The 18,690-nt window shown below is 44.6% G+C and carries 14 protein-coding genes and 1 tRNA gene; all 15 read right to left on the bottom strand.

Features of this window, described 5'->3' with window-relative positions; genetic code table 11:
* On the bottom strand, positions 1–2,229 hold the full coding sequence (locus D0T87_RS01700; RefSeq protein ID WP_239063411.1) for a GH92 family glycosyl hydrolase: 2,229 nt from the start codon (positions 2,227–2,229) through the stop codon (positions 1–3).
* A complete protein-coding gene (locus tag D0T87_RS01695) occupies positions 2,213–4,063 on the bottom strand; it encodes an FAD-dependent oxidoreductase (protein WP_163172188.1) in 1,851 nt (616 codons plus the stop codon). The genes D0T87_RS01700 and D0T87_RS01695 overlap by 17 nt, the downstream gene beginning before the upstream one ends.
* A 34-nt stretch (positions 4,064–4,097) precedes the next feature.
* Positions 4,098–6,170, bottom strand: a complete 2,073-nt coding sequence (locus D0T87_RS01690; protein WP_239063410.1) for a glycoside hydrolase domain-containing protein — start codon at positions 6,168–6,170, stop codon at positions 4,098–4,100.
* A 314-nt stretch (positions 6,171–6,484) separates the two neighbouring features.
* A complete protein-coding gene (locus tag D0T87_RS01685; RefSeq protein WP_163172186.1) occupies positions 6,485–8,158 on the bottom strand; it encodes a RagB/SusD family nutrient uptake outer membrane protein in 1,674 nt (557 codons plus the stop codon).
* Positions 8,159–8,181: 23 nt separating this feature from the next.
* On the bottom strand, positions 8,182–11,445 hold the full coding sequence (locus tag D0T87_RS01680) for a TonB-dependent receptor (protein WP_163172184.1): 3,264 nt from the start codon (positions 11,443–11,445) through the stop codon (positions 8,182–8,184).
* A 239-nt stretch (positions 11,446–11,684) separates the two neighbouring features.
* Complete coding sequence (locus D0T87_RS01675) at positions 11,685–12,656, bottom strand: FecR family protein (protein ID WP_163172182.1); 972 nt, start codon at positions 12,654–12,656, stop codon at positions 11,685–11,687.
* Positions 12,657–12,731: 75 nt separating this feature from the next.
* Complete coding sequence (locus D0T87_RS01670) at positions 12,732–13,310, bottom strand: RNA polymerase sigma-70 factor (RefSeq protein WP_239063409.1); 579 nt, start codon at positions 13,308–13,310, stop codon at positions 12,732–12,734.
* Between the two features lie 325 nt (positions 13,311–13,635).
* Positions 13,636–13,706, bottom strand: a tRNA-Gln gene (locus D0T87_RS01665).
* Between the two features lie 78 nt (positions 13,707–13,784).
* On the bottom strand, positions 13,785–15,083 hold the full coding sequence (tyrS, locus tag D0T87_RS01660; protein ID WP_163172180.1) for a tyrosine--tRNA ligase: 1,299 nt from the start codon (positions 15,081–15,083) through the stop codon (positions 13,785–13,787).
* Positions 15,084–15,175: 92 nt separating this feature from the next.
* Entirely contained in the window at positions 15,176–15,826 is a 651-nt protein-coding gene (locus tag D0T87_RS01655) for a TatD family hydrolase (RefSeq protein ID WP_163172178.1), read from the bottom strand.
* Between the two features lie 98 nt (positions 15,827–15,924).
* Complete coding sequence (gene yidD / locus D0T87_RS01650; protein ID WP_163172176.1) at positions 15,925–16,146, bottom strand: membrane protein insertion efficiency factor YidD; 222 nt, start codon at positions 16,144–16,146, stop codon at positions 15,925–15,927.
* Entirely contained in the window at positions 16,143–16,529 is a 387-nt protein-coding gene (rnpA, locus tag D0T87_RS01645; RefSeq protein WP_163172174.1) for a ribonuclease P protein component, read from the bottom strand. Before rnpA ends, yidD begins: the two co-directional genes overlap by 4 nt.
* Positions 16,530–16,611: 82 nt before the next feature.
* Positions 16,612–17,364 (bottom strand): uroporphyrinogen-III synthase, encoded by a 753-nt coding sequence (locus tag D0T87_RS01640; RefSeq protein WP_163172172.1) that lies wholly within the window; start codon positions 17,362–17,364, stop codon positions 16,612–16,614.
* 4 nt (positions 17,365–17,368) lie between these two features.
* On the bottom strand, positions 17,369–18,064 hold the full coding sequence (locus D0T87_RS01635; protein ID WP_163172170.1) for a DUF4271 domain-containing protein: 696 nt from the start codon (positions 18,062–18,064) through the stop codon (positions 17,369–17,371).
* On the bottom strand, positions 18,061–18,648 hold the full coding sequence (locus tag D0T87_RS01630) for a TIGR00730 family Rossman fold protein (protein ID WP_163172168.1): 588 nt from the start codon (positions 18,646–18,648) through the stop codon (positions 18,061–18,063). The genes D0T87_RS01635 and D0T87_RS01630 overlap by 4 nt, the downstream gene beginning before the upstream one ends.
* Between the last annotated feature and the right edge of the window lie 42 nt (positions 18,649–18,690).

The following is an 18,690-nucleotide window of genomic DNA, read 5'->3' as shown; positions in this document are numbered from 1 at the left end:
TTATTTTCCTTTCATTGTAAAGACAAGACTGCCACCATTCATTATATCCTGGTGTTTAATGGTTAATCCCGTAAGCGATTTACCGTTCAACACTACAGACTCTACATATTTGTTTTCCTTCGTCAGGTTCTTCGCTTCAACCGTAAACGTTTTGTTGCCAGGCAATGAAAGTGTGATTTGCTCTATCTGGGGTGCTCCCAAAACATATTCGCCACTTATCGGATCGACAGGATAAAAGCCCATAGCCGAAAAGATATACCATGCAGACATCTGCCCACAGTCATCATTTCCACATAAACCATCGGGTTCGGGCAGGTAGAAGCGGTCGAATATCTCCCGAATCAGTTCCTCGGTTTTATCTTTTCTATCCGCATAACTATACATATAAGCCACATGATGGCTGGGCTCATTTCCGTGGGCGTATTGCCCGATCAGTCCGGTAACATCTCCGGTGAACCCTCTGTTCTCGGCCCGTGTATCCAGAAAGAATAATGAATCGAGCTTTGAAACAAAGTTTTCTTTGCCGTTCATCAGTTCAATCAAGCCGTTAATGTCATGTTGCACATGCCAGGTATATTGCCAGGCGTTACCTTCGGTATAATCTCCTCCGGCTGTTCCGGCATGGGATAAGGAAAAGGTTTGAAAAGGAGTCCGCCAGTTGCCGTTACTATCTCTGCCTCTCATGAGGCGGGTTTCGGTATCAAAAAGGTTTTTATAGAATCCGGCTCGTTTGGTAAAACAAATATAATCATCTTCCTTGCCTAAGGCTTTGGCCATTTGTGCCACACAATAATCATCGTAACAGCTTTCCAGTGTACGCGATACAGACTCCTCTTTAACCAGGTCGAACGGATAGTACCCATATTGCATATATATTTCCCAGTTGGACTTCATGTGACTTGTGGTTGATGAATTCTTTATAGCCTGGAAAGCTTCTCCGGCATCAAAACCGGTAAATCCTTTCAGGTATGCATCAACCATAACAGGGATAGCATGATTGCCAATCATACAGAAATTCTCTTTACCCCACAGTGTCCATATAGGTAGAAAGCCTTGCACTTTAGCATGATCGAGCATACTCTGAACCATATCGTCTACTCGTTCGGGAGTCAGAATGGTATAGAGGGGATGAGCTGCCCGATAGGTGTCCCACAGCGATAGAGTTGAATAATAGCTTCCGCGTGCAGCATGGAAAACGCTATCATTAACGCCCCTATACCGCCCGTCTGTATCTGTGATGTCATTAGGCTGTATGTACAAATGATATAGGGAAGTGTAAAACACCGTCTTCTGCTCTTCCGTGCCTTGCACCCGAACCCGGGAGAGTAACTCATTCCATGTCAGTGCCGCCTTTTTCTTTACCTGTGCGAAGTCCCACCCGGGGTTCTCTTTCTCCAAAGAAGCCTTAGCGCCATCTATGCTCACGGTAGATAAACCAATCTTTGCCTGTACAGACTCGCCCTTTTGAATATCAAACGCAAGGATGACCTGCTTTGCATTGGTATCCTGCCCGGATATTTCCTCAACGATGGTATAGGGCCGGTCAAATTGTATAGCGTAATAAACATCACGTTCCACCCATGCTTTTACCCGGTTGAATCCGGTTATGGTTTTATTGTCCGGCATCTCAACCTGAGAAGCAAATATCTTCCTTGTCCGGGGGTGAGAGATCGACTTATCTGTTAATCCGCCGGTTAAATCTATATAGACCTGTGCCGGAGAATCGCCATGAAAGGTGTATTTATGGAATGCGGTACGATGGGTGGCTGTTAGTTCCACAGCTACACCGGCATCGGTCAACTCCACAGCATAATACCCCGGAGATGCTTTCCGGTTTTCTTTGTTGTATCTGCTTTTAAAATCCTGACCGGTATTCTTGCAGAAAGGAAACATCAGTATATCGCCCAGATCGGGAACCCCGGTTCCGTTAAGGTGGGTTTGGGCAAATCCGTAAATAAACTCATCATCATAATTATAGCCGGAGCAGTACCGCCAGCTTCTGTTACCCGACTCCGGGCTTGCCTGTATCATTCCAAAAGGCAGGCAGGCCCCCGGGAATGTATGTCCGTTATCTGCATTCCCGATAAATGGGTCTACATACTTCGTCAAATCCTCTTCGGAATTATTCACTGCGCAGGAATATATCAACAGCGATGAAAGAAGAACTGTTGCCATGCTCCTTATACGGGATAATGAAATGTTCGTCACTATCTTATTTAATCTTCTCATAAATTTCTTGCAGTTTAGTTCTACGTATTCCCCCTTCCTCAACCTTCGTCCGGGAAAGAGCAGACCATAAGGTGGCTGTTTTTTTATCTACCGTACCATCCAGTTGGGCGTTCCATTCGGGAAGGTACCCGCGAATGCCCATGTATTGGGCTAATGCGTAATCCGGGTCGTTTGCAGGCAGATCGCGGAAGTAGATCAGGGTGGCATGTTGGGCAATCAGCTTTTCTTGTATCAGCGACACATCCACATTCTTCATCTTCATGTTTTTATCAATGCCTATTGAAGCGGCTAAACCCGCTGCCTGGCCAAGCGCCATCCAGCATGGTTCCATCCGTAAAGTAGAGAACCCGATGTGACTACCGGAAGCCGGAACCGGGATCAGCAGATTGTCAACTCCTTTAGGAACGATTACTCCATAAGGCACCGTGTATGGAGCTGCCCCATAGCTAATGAATCCTTCCAGATTAATCTTTCCCGGTTCGCGCTTGCGAACAGCGTGGGAGTCTAAAGCATAATCGCTACTTGTAATACTGGTAGCGTAAACAGGTGGTCTTTGTCCTCTGGATACAGGCAATGCATCGTGAGCCGTAAAGAAGTGTTCTCCTTCAAAGCGCCGACCCTCCCTGACATATACCTGCCGGGGGAAATTAGCATTATCGGCATATTCATCTTTAGCCAGTCCCCACTTCCGGGTGGCCTTACGGAAATGAGCCGGTAGTTCTTTATCATTCTGTACAAACCACAACAAGCCCAATGTGTATTCCTTTAGCCTTTCTGCATACTTATCTCGCCATTCCCACCCGGAAGTAGGCCAGGGCCAGTTCTCTTCGGGCAAATCGGTCGAGACAAAAGACAGGTGTTGATTGTTTGCATCTGTTTTTGCGTTGGGCATTCTCTTCATGTTGGTGATTTTGTGTATGCCCCATCGGTCGCCCGGGAGCTTGGTAGGGTTGCCCTTTGCTATATGCTTCCGGTTTTCCTCAAGTATTTCCGGGGTTACCTGTTCCATTTGCACACCTGTATGCCTGCCTGTCCAGATATCTTCAATTAATGATTGATAATCTTCCCGGTTGTAGTTGGAAGGCTTTTGTATGGGAATCATATTCGAAGGATCGTCGGTCAGGCACAACCGGTAGTTGTACGCCTGAATGGCATTATCGCCTATAAAGGTGCTGCAATCCTGCTCTTTTCCACCCCAGTATTTGTAGACTTTTCCTGCTCCCGGTTCATCGAACTCGCTCTTTCCTTCTCTGCCGACTCTGAAGCGTACTCCGGCAGCGGCAGCCAGATCTCCCTCGTAGGTGGCATCGACAAAGACCTTACCCCGGTACGTTTCTGTTTCCTGATTGTTTCGGTTCAGTATTTGGATGGACGTAATTCTATCGTTTTCCAATTGTACATGCCTGGGGTCTGAATCAAACTGCCTCATCGTAAGAACGGTAATCAGGTCATTGCGTTCATTGAGCATGGTTTGCAACGTGTTATAGGCTACCGATGGTTCAAAATAGAAGCCTCCGTTGCAATCTTTAACTTGTTGGGAACCGGCTCCGTATTTATCTGTATAATGTTTTAGGTTCCTATCGAGGAACTCTTGAAATAAGCCGGTAGTGGCGCCACGGGTAGCTAAGTCGGTTGCTCCCAATCCGTTTGCCGGTAGCCCGCCGATGTATGCGGTTCGTTCCAGGAGAAGTATTTTCTTTCCTTCCCTTGCTGCCGATATGGCTGTCATAATTCCTCCGGGTGTACCTCCAACGATCACCACATCATACCGTTCACCGGCGTAGGACGTAAAACAAGAAAGTATAACATATAGAATGATGATAACTCGTTTCATAATTAATTAATGATTTTATATATTGTCTGAATACCTATTGATTTAACCTGACTTCTGCGCCCCATTCCTTGTTTGGGTGTGCGCCTAACTGAATTATTAATTCTCCTCCCGCCATGATCTCTTCGTAACTTATCCAACTGTTCTCTATCATTTTTCCATTTAAGCTGGCGGATTGTATGTATGTGTCTTCACCAGATTCCTTTACGGCTATCATCCGAAAGGTCTTTCCGGTATTTAATTGTATGGTTACCGAGTCAAAGACCGGAGATGATATCCAATAATATGGAGTACCGGAACAGACGGGGTATAGCCCGATGGATGACAGGATAAACCAGGAAGACATCGTTCCGGCATCATCATCCATTTCTTTTAAATACCCGTCGGGGGTTGTTTTGAATACTTTACCGACGTAGGGTTTTTTCCATTTGTCGTGCGTACCGTAACAATTGACGGTTGGTTCCAGCAGGATATCCCGTACCAGCTTTTGCGCTTTCCAGGGTTGCCCGAGGTTGTAATACAGGTACGGAACATGAATGTCGGGTTGGTTGCCGATATTGAAGAGATGGTTCTGAAAGAAATAATCCAGTTCGGCTATCGTCTTTTCTTTGCTTCCGATGGCATTGATCAGCCAATCTAAATCGTGCGGAACAAACCAACGGTACTGCCACAGGGTACCTTCGTATAGGCCATCGCCGTGCATAATATCTGCCGAGGGGCCCATGAGTTTGAATTTATCATTCCATACCGGACGGTACTCTCCGGACTGATTCAGGAATTTCTGCGCAACGACAGGTAGGTTAAGCTCACGGGCTATTTGCGATATGGCCCAAAGGTCGTAACATCTTTCCAACATTTTGTCGGGAGAATTGAATGGGATATTTTCTGCTTCGGCGAGTATCCGGTCGAATACAAGTTCGATGGTTTCTTTGCTGATTAACCCCTTCCGGAGCGCATCCAGCAGTAGGATGATGGAGTGTTCCGTGCGGACGGTGGGGAATGGTTCCGTATCCGTAGCCCAATCTGCCTTGCCTTGCCGGTACAATTTGGCCAATGAAAACATCATGTCCCTGTATTTGTCGGGATAAATGAGGCTCATCAGGGGTTCTTTGGTACGGAAGGTGTCCCATATAGACCAACCGTGGTAGTAGTTTCCGGCTGTATAATATACCCGCCCGTCGCTACCCCGGTATTGCGCATCGCAATCGGTTATGTTGAATGGAGTCTGGCAGGCATGGTACATGCGGGTATAGAAAGACTTCTTCAGTTCACCGTCCGTTGTTTCGACCCGGATGGCACGGAGTGCCTGTTCCCAGCTTTCGGTGGCGGCTTCTCTTACCTGAGCGAAGGTTTTTCCTCCGATTTCTATCGCTTTATTCTCCTTCGCATGCTGTTGGCTAACTGTAGATAATCCAATCTTTACCATCACAGTTTCGTTCTTGCCCGAGGGGAAGTTCCAGCAAACGCGTCCGTTATCTTCCGTAACTTCTACTTCGTCTTTGTTTATTTCTATGTGATAGTAGAAGGTGTACATACCCATATCGCAGGTGTTTGTGGCCTGTACCCATCCTTGAATGGTATTATTGCCGACGAATTCATGGTTTTCTTCCTTAAACGTGGCCAGTGCCGAAGTGAGGTCAAGGCTCAGCCCTGCCTTCTTCGCCGCGGGATAGGTAAAATGATAAATAGCAGACGTGCGGCTGGCAGTGATCTCTGCCTTTATTCCGTTCATTAGCTTTACACTGTAATATCCGGCTTGTGCCACCTCGGTGCTTTTGTCTATTTTTTCAATGCCGCCGGTGGTGTCGATAAAAGGAAGTAGCCGCAGATTTCCTCCCGCGCCGGTACAGCCCACACCGGATACTCTGGTTTGTGAAAACCCGCTGATGGCATCGGCCAGGAAATTGTAACCCGACTGTCCGCCGGGTTTGGTGTCCGGACCGGGTTTTATCATCCCGAAAGGCACATTGGCCGACGGGTCGGTTTGCCCGTGGTCATTGGATGTACCGATGAATGGGTCAATGTACGACGCCAATGGCTGCTGGGCATGGACAACAGAGGGGATGATATATACTACGGTGAGTAGTATATACAAGATCAGTTTCTTCATACTTTTGGAGTTAAAATAATGGTGTTAAAAAACGATTGCAGGTATCTTGCGATGGATGAAACAGTTCCTTTATTGCAAAGAAGCGTCTTTCTTTATCACTTTTTACGCTGCAATTAACCTCTTGTAGCGATTCATTTAGTTCGTCCCGCAGCTGCGGGCTGATCGTCCCACAGATGCGGGCTATTCGGCCCTCAATTGGGGGCTATTCGTCCCGCAGCTGTGGGACGAACTAAATGAGCTTTAATAAGTGCTTAAGTTAACCACAACAGGAGTATAAGTTAAGTCCTTTACGCTTATACTCCCGGTAGGTTAGCTCAGAAACCCGGGTTCTGTACCAGTGCAGGGTTTGCAGACATTTCTCTTTCCGGTATTGGCCACAGGTAATCGCGGTCGTCTTCTTTCACAAACTTACGAACCTCAACCACGCGCATCTCATCTTTATTCGGAACATTCGAATAATCGGGTATGCCGTTCTCGTCAATCTGTGGAGCCGATTGCAGATATCCTTTGGGAACCCTTCCATAGAAAGGTCCGTTAATTGCATACTCTGCAATTCTCCACCGACGAATGTCGAACAGGCGCAAACCCTCACCAGCAAACTCATACAACCGCTCTTTGCGGACGGCCGAACGGAGTTGCGACTGATTCAGTCCCGAAGGCAGGGCAGGCATGTTTACCGTTGGCCTTTGTCTTACCTCATTGATGGCGGCAGATACAGATTCGTCAATCTGATTGGCCTCAATCTTAGCCTCGGCGTATATTAACAGCACCTCAGCATATCGGATAGCGATTTGGTTAAGCTCCGAATCGACAGGGTTGGCATAATCCAGCGGATCAACATACTTCCTCCAGCAATATCCGGTAAACGTGGCGTACGCATTGGTTGCATCTTCATTCTTCACTCTCGTGGGGGTTGCTCCTCTATAATTCCAGCAGTTTACGCTGTCTTTATGCGTTTCGAACTGATAGCCCATAAAGATTGAACCGGGAAGCGCCAGCGTATATGCCATTCGGGGGTCCCTATTCTCAAACGGTTTCTTAGGATCGTACAAGGACGATTTATCAATATCCTTACCGTCTGTACACTGGTATGCATCGACCAATGATTGGGAAGGAACTTTATTGGAGTGCCCTTGTCCATTCCTGGAACCAAAATTACGGCAGGTTCCATGCACTTTCTTTGCCGATTTCAGATACTGGAAAGACCAGAGGATTTCTTTAGAACCGGCGCCGGCATACATAAACAACTCTGCAAAGTCGTTGTGCAGTTCATGGACTCCCATATCCATCACTGCTTTTGCCGCCTGAATGGCTACATCCCATCTTTTATTATATAACGCCGCGCGGGCTTTGAGCGCTAAAGCGGTAGACGCCGATACCTGCCCGGTACCTGCATAATCATCAGGAAGTACGGCAGCGGCCTCGTCCAGTTCTTTCAGGATAAAATCGCAAACTTCCGATTTGGGTGTTCTCGGCATGATAGACTCGGACAGGTTGATCATCGTAGTCACCAAAGGTACGTCGCCCCAAAGCTCAGTCAGCGTGATGTACGTATATGCCCTGACTACACGTGCCTGGGCAGCAATCTCCCCATAGGTTTTCGGATTTACATTGTTCTCTGCCCGGTGCATATTGGTAAGCAGATAATTGCACCGGCTGATTACTACGTATGCCGACTTCCACATATCTCTGGAATAGGTGTTGTTCGGGTTGGCATTTCCTAAAACAAAGGCGGGTATACCACTGCTGTTGCGCTCGAAGCCAATATCGGAAAGTGCATCGAGAACGATATTATGCGCCATTCGGGTGGAGTTAGGACCTTCGTAGGAATTAGCATCATATATTTCGTATAATGCCTCCTTCAATTCCGACTCATTGGTTAAATAGGTATCAGATGACGGACCATTCAAAGGATATTGATCCAAGCTGCTACAGGCTGCGATCAAAATCAGCAAGGTGCCTGCAATTATGTATGTAATATTTTTCATTGTATACGTATTGAAATAGAACATTAAAAATTAACCTCAACTCCAAAACTATAAACCTTTACCTGGGGATAAAAGACCACAGACCCGATTGGAGATTCTACATTATAGCCATCCCAGAACTTATCCAGAGTAAACAGGTTTGTTCCATTGGCAAAGATTCTCAACTTGCTGATGCCTGCCTTCTTGGTGATAACAGCAGGAAGAGTATATCCTATCTGTAGATTCTTCAGGCGTAGATACGAAGCGTCCTTCAACCAGAAAGTAGAGTTCTGACTGTTGTTTGTTTCATTAAACGTAAGCCTTGGGTAAGCCGCACTTCGGTTATCTTCCGTCCAGTAATCTTTGAAGCTTTCCAGAACCGTACCACCAACGCCTCCACCGTTTACAAACGGAATAATTCCCGCACCATCCAGATAACCATCGGCCTTACCCACACCCTGGAAGAACATGGAGCAATCGAAACCTTTATAACTTCCTCCCAGGTTCATACCGAACGTGTAACGCGGAATGGTACTACCGATAACAACCTTGTCCGAACTGTCGATCTTGTCGTCGTCGTTCATGTTCTTATACTTAATGTCACCGGCTTTAACCGTTCCGAATTGCTTCGGAGCGTTCGCCACCTCATCGTCGCTCTGGAAATAACCTTCGGCTATATATCCGTATAAAGACCCAATGGGGTACCCTTCTCTGTTGGCAATGAAGCCGGTTTCATCTTGTCCTTTATAATCGAGAATCTTATTCTTGACGTCGCTCAGGTTGAAATTTACGTTATAAGCGAAATCGCCAATCCTGTCTCTATACCCGATACTCAGCTCCCAACCCTTGTTTTCTACAACTCCGGCATTCTGAATCGGCGGGTTTAGCCCTATGGTATGTGGAATGGGCAGACTCAACAGGATATCGCTTGTTTTTTTATAATAATAATCGGCTGTAACATTCAATTTACCGAAAAGCGTGAAGTCCAGACCCACATCGGTTGTTTCTGTGGTTTCCCATTTAATCTCGCTGTTCGGCATGGTACCGAAGCGGGATGTATTAACCACATTGCCATCCATGGCCGTAACCCCGAATCCCATTTGAGTGGTAAAAGGATAGTAGGTAGTGCCAATGCTTTGGTTACCCAGCTTCCCCCAGGAAACTCTGATCTTTAAATCGTCCAGGAAAGATTCTTTCAGGGGTTTCATGAAACTCTCTTCCGATATACGCCATCCGGCAGACATGGAAGGGAAGGTAGCCCACTTGTTGCCTTTTGCAAAGCGGGATGAACCATCGTGCCTGACGTTGAACTCAAACAGATACTTCTGCTTGTAGTTATAATTAACCCTCGCAAAGAATGAGCGAAGTACCCACTTCTCTGCATTTCCGCTTACCGTTTGGTTTTTAGCCGAACCGGTATTCAATACCGGATAATTCACATCTATGGAATCCCGGTAAGCGCTGAACACATCCGACTTATATTCCTCTTGTGAAGCCCCGAGAAGAGCCTTAAAGTCGTGTTTACCGAATTCCTTTTCTGCCGTAACCGTTGCCCTTACATTATTATTCAGCGTTTTGCGGCTGGAATCGGTCAGTTCACTTTTCACCGGACTCATATAGCTTGGAGTACCATCGGGCAAATAAGTCTGAATGGCTTTAGTCAGATTATGGGAACCCGTAACTGTGTATTTGGGTGCTACGTTCACTTCCCCTGTCAGCCAGGAAAAAGGAGAATAAATAAGAGAAGCATTGGCGCTGCCCCAGGTTGTTTTACCTACAGATTCTCCACCCTCTTTGGCACGGGCCACCGGATTTATACCACTCCATCCCACACCCCAGCTACCATCGGAGTTTACAGCAATCTGATTGGCAGGGATACTATTCATCCATTGGAAAATATTTGCTGCACCCGAAGACGGGTTAATTCTCTTGGTGTTCGTAAACTGAAGGTCTACCTTGGCTTTCAGTTTAGAAGTCAGCTGCCAGTCCATATTGTTGCGTATGTTGAGGCGGTCAAAGCTGGAATTCTCAATTAAACCATCCTGAGAGAAGTATCCAATCGAAGTGAACATCTTTAATCTATCTGTTCCGCCCGATACATTCAGGAAATGATTCTGCTGGAAGCCCGACTTTGTCAGAGTCAGCTTCTGCCAGTCTGTATTCGGATACAAGTCTGAACTTACTCCATTCTGTTTTCTGTATTCGCCAATTAGCTCATCACTGTATAACGGCTGGCGACCTACATTACTATAAGCCGTATTCAACAGTTCCATATAATCTATTGCATCTACCAGATCGGGCAGATTGGTTGGCTCCTGCCATCCCAGGTAGTTGCTGTAAGAGATAGAGAACTTTCCTTCTTTACCTCGTTTGGTAGTGACAAGAAGTACACCATTTGCCGCACGCGAACCATAGATGGAAGCTGAAGCCGCATCCTTTAATACAGAAATAGATTCAATGGTATTCGGATCGACATTGTTGATTGAACCTTCAATTCCGTCAATCAGCACCAATGGGTTAGCATCGCTTAAGGTTCCGATACCACGGATTCTGATCGACCCACTGTCATTGCCCGGTTCTCCCGAACGCTGTGTAATCGTCATACCCGGAACTACACCTTGCAAAGCAGCAGAGGTCTGTCCCACCGGCTTAATAGTCAGATCATGAGAGGCTACAATGCCGACTGCTCCGGTAAGGTTTACTTTCTTTTGTGTACCATATCCCACTACGACAACCTCGTCCAGCGTTTTATTGTCTTCTATAAGTACGATCTGTAGCTGTGTACCTTTGACCGTTACTTTTTGGGTGACATATCCAATAAAAGAAACCTGCAAGGTCTTGCCCTGTTGGGATTGAAGAGCAAAGTATCCGTTCAGGTCCGTAATAGAACCCACATTCTCGCCTATCACACTCACATTTGCCCCGATAACAGGCTCGCCTTTTTCATCAACCACAACGCCCGTTATTTGGGGTACTTGCTGCCTGTTGTCGGCCGAGAGAAGATTCTTGGAAGTGGTGAGCAAGATATAGTCTTTCCTGAACTCATATCCGATAGGGGTTTCATTGAATGCTTCATCCAGATAGGTTGCGACTTTATCAGAGGTTTTCCTTACATGGATATTCCGATTGATGTCGACCTCCTGGGTGCTGTACACCACCAGATAGTCGGTTTGCTTTTCAATCTCTGATATTAACTGTCCAACAGTGAGAGGGTTCGTTTTTATCGATATCATTGCATTCTGCGCTTCGGAGGTAATAGCCATCAGTTGAAACGCGCAAGTAAATAATAGGAAAAGCGATATTTTCATGATTCTAAAATAATCTCTAACACATTCATTTGATGCAACAAAGAGTCTTAACAAAGGTTTTTTTTTCATATCTTTGCTTTGTAAAGTGAATACTAAATTAATTCTCGTGTTTACTTTTCATTCGGCGACAGATGGTGGTGCATCTGTCGCTTACTTTATATTTTTCTTCATGTTTCTCTTATCATAGTATCTGTTTTTAAGGTTCAACATTCTTTTGTTTCCACTCTGCTTATGGCCATTTAGCTTATGGTTATTATATTCTTTTCTCTGTCTCTTACTACTTTAAAGCGGTGAATTCTACAAATAATCTCCAGGATCTCATCTATACTGTCGCGCTGACGGAACTTACAGGTGTACTTGCGGTTCTTCAAAGATTCATTCTTTATAACGATAGTTACATCATAATATAGTTCCAGTTTCTTCATGATCTGTTCCAACCTTTCATCTTCGAAAGAATATATACCTTCTTTCCAAAGAAAGGCATCCTGCTGTTTGATGGTGTTAACCTGCATCTGATTTCCCTTAATTGTGATCTGCTCATTGGGTTTCAATATGACGCCCGAATGGGGTTGGTTCAGCTTAGAAACTTTGACCGAACCGCTGATGAGGCTCGTCTGAATCACTTCCGCGTCCGGATAACAGTAGACATTAAACTCGGTTCCCAATACTTTCATTTCTATATCCGATGCAGATACGATAAATGGGTTACGCTCGTTCCTGGCTACATTGAAATAAGCCTCCCCACTAATAGAAACTCTTCTTTCATCTCCCATAAAGTGAGAAGGATAAGTCATCGTTGACTGTGCGTTAAGCCATACCGTTGTTCCATCCTGAAGGGTTATCTGCGCCCGTTGTCCTGCCGGTACATAAAGCGTATTGGTTTCTGCCAGCAAAGGTTCTTGTACGGACAGGTAATCGGTTATCCAATAGGTAGAAAAGATGGCCAGAGCAATAACCGCAGCATATTTCATAACCGACTTCATTCGTTTACTCCACAGATGTTTCTTCCTCCTGTTTATAAATCGGCTGTATCCTTTTTCTCCCTCCAGTCTATTCTCTGCCTGGGGAGAAATGTGCATAAGCGCATACAGGTTTTGAAATTGAATGAATTGCTCTTTTAATGAATCATCCATCTCAATTTCTTTTAAGAGTTCGAGTCTTTCGGTTGAGTTCAGGGTGCCCTGAAAGTATTGTTGAATACGTTCGTTCATACTTCTGCTTATATTTATTAGGTAAACGAATCAGAAGATAAAATCCGCTAAAGGCTAACAAAGTTTTTTTGCCTGTTACAGATTAATGAGGAAGATAAATAGAGGAAGATAGTCTTTTAGTTCTGTTTTAAGCTTTTTATAAGCAATGCCCATTTGCGTTTCGATCGTGTTAATCGAAACATTTAGTTCGGCTGCAATTTCTTTTTGTTTCTTGCCCTCAATCTTGCTTTTCACAAAGATCTCTCTGCACTTTTCGGGAAGGTTATTAATGGCCTCTGAAAGGATTTGTTCTATATCTTTTTCCTGGAAAAGATTTTGGTCAAAAGCCTCCAAAGAATAATATTTCATTCGTAAAGTAAGAAGGTGTTCTTCCTGCAATTTATCGGCAGTTTCCCTGATCATAACTTTACGACGCAACAGATCAATGCATCTGTTCTTTATTGCAGTAAAAAGGTAGGCTATCAGGTTTATTGGCATGTTCAACAGCTCTTTCCTCTCCCATAACTCAAGAAAAACATCCTGGACTATATTCTCTGCATCTTCATCAGAAACCACATACTCCCTGGCAAAATGCTTCATTTTTGAGAAATAAGATATATATACTTCCTCAAAACTATTTCTATTTTCATCTGATGCCATTGTCTCCCTTTCCATACCAATAATGAACAAATATATGGGATTAGGATGATTCAAACAAGGGATCAAGTAGAAAAATAGGCTGCTAATCATTGTATAAACAATATCCTTTATAGAGTTTCACACCCTTTTTGTCTGGTTATACGTTATCTCAACCATCCACCCCCTGCCCCCGCCAGCGGGGGATAGGCTGCGCTACACAGTGTCTCTGCAAGGTATCCCCCGCTGGCGGGGGCAGGGGGTGGACATTGAAGGCAGCATAGAATTAATTATTCTTTCAATTCAGTTTGTGTTTAACAAAAAAGTCCTCAAGAACATTCATTCTTAAGGACTTTTCTTCTTGTTGTCTCACCAGGATTCGAACCTAGACAAACAGAACCAAAAACTGTTGTGCTACCATTACACCATGAGACAAACTGATGGCGCTTTCGTTAAAAAGCGGTGCAAAGATAAGGTTCTATCTATACATTTGCAAATATTTAGCTTACTTTTTTATTTGGCGATAATCAAATAATAGTTTTTCTTGCCTCTTTGCACTAACAGATACTTATCGTTTAGTAAATCGGCAGTTGTAACTACCTGTTCAAAGGCTTCCAGCTTTTCTTTATTCATAGATACGCCACCACCTTGAACCAGCTTACGCATCTCACCTTTCGATGGGAATACGGCAGCATTTTCAACGAACAAGTCGACGGCTTTTATCCCAGCAACCAAAGCATCTTTTGATACCTCAAATTGAGGCACGCCTTCGAATACTGCCAGTAAGGTATCTTCGTCCAGTTTCTTCAACGCATCAGAAGTTGCATTACCAAAAAGGATATTGGATGCTTCTACAGCTGCTTCATAATCTTCCACCGAATGCACCATTACGGTGATCTCTTTTGCCAGTCTCTTCTGCAAAGCACGCATGTGAGGAGCAGCAGCCTGTTCTTCTTCAATAGCCTGAATCTCTTCCTGGCTTAAAGCAGTGAATATGCGGATATATTTAGCGGCATCGGCATCGCTTACATTCAACCAGAATTGATAGAACTTATATGGAGAAGTATAACGACGGTCTAACCATACATTTCCTGTTTCTGTCTTACCAAACTTGCCACCATCGGCCTTTGTGATCAATGGGCATACCAGCGCATAAGCCTCGGCTTCGCTACCCAACTTACGGCGGATTAATTCCGTACCGGTAGTAATGTTACCCCATTGATCGGAACCACCCATTTGCAGGCGTACACCTTCGTTTTGATACAAATACAGGTAGTCGTATCCTTGCAGGAGTTGATAAGAAAATTCAGTAAAAGAAAGTCCAGTACTTGACTCACCGCTAAGACGCTTCTTAACCGAGTCTTTAGCCATCATGTAATTGACGGTCAGGTGCTTCCCAATGTCACGAATAAATTCCAGGAAGGAATAACCCTTCATCCAGTCGTAGTTGTTCACCAACTTAGCGGCGTTAGGAGCGTCTGAATCAAAGTCCAGAAACTTCGCCAACTGCTTTCCGATACTGTCCTGGTTGTGACGGAGAGTTGCTTCGTCCAATAAGTTACGTTCGGCCGACTTCATTGAAGGATCACCAATCATACCGGTAGCACCACCGATCAAAGCAATAGGACGGTGTCCTGCGCGTTGAAAGTGCTTTAGCATCATTACACTCACCAAATGGCCGATATGTAATGAATCGGCTGTAGGGTCAATTCCTACATAAGCGGAAGTCATTCCTTTTTGTAACTTCTCTTCAGTTCCGGGCATCATGTCTTGAACCATGCCCCTCCATCTTAATTCTTCTACAAAATTCATCGAATGATAGCGGCAACGTGCCGCTGCGAGTTTTTAAATTATTAAATTAAAATACTATGCCCCTTAAGGGGTGTGTACAAAAGTACGACTCTTTATTTGAACAAGCAACTCTTGTTACTAAAAAAGACGTTGCTGATGTTTTCCTGCACCCTTTCTGTTAATTCACTGACAGAAAGAGATAAATGATCGGCAACCTGTTGGTATAGGAGATGAATATCCAGATCGCTCTCATCCGTTTCCAGGAATAACATATTCAATGGGGTAGTACGAAGGGCTTCTTCCTGGAATTTGAAACCGTAAGAAAGATATATACCATGATCGGTCAACTGCTTAGCCAGTTCTTTCTTTCCACGGAAACCATGAATGATCCAAGGGTTGGTAGGCTTTAGCGCTTTCTTCAGTTCCACAACCTCGTTGTAGCTGCGCACGCAATGGATAACAAGTGGTTTATGAACTTGGATAGCCATTGCGACTTGCCGTTCAAAAGCGATATGTTGTATTGAATAGTCTACCTCGGTTACTTTATCCAGACCTGCTTCACCTACAGCCAGAACTTGAGGATTTGCTATGATTTCATTCAATAATTGCCAATCTTCTGAACCGTCTTTAGATAGATACCAAGGATGATACCCCACTGAATAATATTGATTAGGCCGGGGTGCAAAGTCCGCAGGGAAAACGTTTTGTATAGCCTGCCCTGGTTCAGTTGAAAGATGATGCGTATGTATATCTAATAATTCCATATAGTTTTGATATCGCTGTAGGGGCGCATCGTGAAGCGCCCGGAAATGGTTTCCTGTATATTGGACGGTTCGCGAATCGCCCCTACAAGTATTACCCTTTAGGGTACCGGGTCATAGCCTGAGCCACCCCAGGGATGGCAACGCAAAATCCTTCGAACTGCCAAATAGAGTCCCTTAAACGGCCCATGCTTCTTAATCGCTTCTATGGCATACTGAGAGCAAGTAGGAGTGAACCTACAGGATGGAGGCGTAAGAGGTGAGATACACGCCCGGTAGAAGTAAATTGGCGCAAGCAATATGTAGGATATCAGCCTTTTCATACTGACTTCTCTATGATTCGCGCCAGCAGTACTTTCATTTTCTTCTCTATTTCGTCCGTCAAGACCAGTTCATCGGACAGATAGATAAAAGCGACGGCCATTCCCTCCGCTTTCTCATCGAGGAAGTGCAGAAGTTCATGTTTGTTCTTACGATAAGCCTCTCGGATCTGACGTTTCACACGGTTGCGTTTTACCGCTCGCTTAAAGCGCTTCTTGGGGACGCTTATTAATATGGAGGCCAAACTTCCTTCCGTCTTTTCCATAGGCATGAATACTACACGTAGCGGATAGACCGAGAAAGACTTCGATCCACCGGCAAACAGTTTTTCTATCTGTATTTTACTACAGAGTCGTTCGGCTTTACACAGCGTGTTTTTATCCATATCGTTGAGAAAACTAAAAAACGGTTAGTAATCAACTCCCAAGCTAACCACTAACCGTTAATTCGTTTTTAAACCTCTTTGTTTATTTTTCCTTGTTGTTTTCCTTAATAAACATATCGAGCGCGGCTGTCATAGAGGGAGCCTGTACGGTAGGAGCTTCAAGATCCAGACGTAATCCTGCATCGCGAACGGCTTGTGCAGTGGTCGATCCGAAAGTACCGATCTTTATATCTTTTTGATCAAAGTCGGGGAAATTCTTTTGTAGCGATGTTACTCCGGCAGGGCTAAAGAACACCAACATATCATAATCGAATTCTTCGTCCTGACCAAAATCATTGCTTACGGTACGATACATAACCACTTCGTTATGTTTCACCTTCAACTTGTCCAGCAGATTCTTCACATCGTCGTTGTGCACATCAGACATTGGAGTCAGGAATGTTTCTCCACTATGTTTGGTGATAGCTGGAGCCAGATCTTCGATCTTTCCGGTTTGCCCGAAGAATATCTTGCGTTTGCGATATTGCACATACTTCTGTATGTAAAGCGCCACTGCCTCTGTCACACAAAAATACTTCATGGTTTCAGGGATCGTAATGCGCATCTCAGTACACAGATTGAAAAAATGATCAATGGCATGACGCGACGTAAAGATAACGGCGGTATGATCCAGGATCGTGATTTTTTGTTGTCTGAACTCTTTTGCAGGAAGAGCCTCAACCTTAATGAAAGGGCGGAAATTTATTTTTACTCCGTATTTCTCTGCGATATCGTAATAAGGAGATTTCTCGGACGCAGGCTTTGGCTGTGACACTAGTACTTTTTTAATTTTCAACTTCCTAAATTTTTAATAACAATAAACTATTGATCTTGATCAACACCTGATAATATATAAAACAGGGTATAATTTCAAGGGCACAAAAGTACAAAATTAATAGCAGAAGCCCATAGATATTATTGAAAAAAAACTTTAACCATTTGTAGAAAATCAATAATTTAGCTAAAATTATGAAACCGAGGCCGATTATGACCATTATATCGGTGTTTAAGTCGAAATATACAAGGAAGAGAACAAAGGGGAAAAGGGCGAATCCAAGATAGTAAATGATAGTAGAATAGGACTCCAGCCACATGTCGGTGACTCCCCGGTCAAGGAAAACCCACCCCAGAAAGGAGTACATTAACCACTTCAAAATAATATAAACAAGACAGACACCTGTGTAGGTTCCTAGTAACAAATAGGGATGAATTTGTTGCACCAAAAGCGGGTTGTCATTATCAAAATAATTGAAGAAACATATCCCCGAAAGAATGCATGTTTGTAGTACCAACAATAACAAATAGTGGACATCAGTTGCGGTTGACGAGGAGAAGATGCTGGTCCTGTCTTTATGTAGAATAAAGTTATTACCCTGTTGCCAGAGGAACTTCTTGGTCTTTGCCAGCACAAAAGCGGAAAGGAAGAAGCAGCATAGCAGGATAATTGCAATGCCATCGTCAGCTTTCGGGGTATAGGGAATAGGAATATTCATCATATTGCCGCAAATTTACGGATAGATTCATCCCATACCGGTGTGTTATGTATAGCTTCAATGGCGTCTGCCGGAGTATTTGCCACCATCCAGATATCGCCATGCTGGCGGCGCATGAAGTTTTCGTCTATGGCCTTTTCCAGCATATCGAGAAGGAGATCAAAATAGCCGTTTATGTTGAGAATGACAATGGGGTTCAGGTAAAGCCCGAGCTGTTTCCAGGTAATGATTTCCAGCAGTTCTTCGAGCGTACCAATGCCTCCGGGCAGGGCAATAACAGCATCGCTCAGAGTGGCCATTGTTTGCTTGCGCTCGTGCATGTCTTCTACTTCTATCAGTTCGGTCAGCCCATTGTGTTGCCAGCCTTGCTCTACCATAAACCGGGGGATAACACCGGTCACTTCGCCGCCTGCTGCGAGGGTGGCATCAGATACGGTACGCATCAGACCCATACTTCCGGCTCCGTTGATTAAACGAATGTGTTTTTCGCCTAAAAGGTGCCCCAATTCTTCGGCGGCATCGAAGTATGCTTTATCTATTTTTGTACTTGAAGCGCAGTATACGCAGACGGATTGTATGTTGTTCATCGGAGTATGGTTTTTAGAAGTACAAAAATACGGAAACTTTAG

This window comes from Bacteroides sp. 51 (assembly GCF_010500965.1).
Lineage (GTDB): Bacteria > Bacteroidota > Bacteroidia > Bacteroidales > Bacteroidaceae > Bacteroides.
This window is presented reverse-complemented; position numbering and strand designations above follow the sequence as displayed.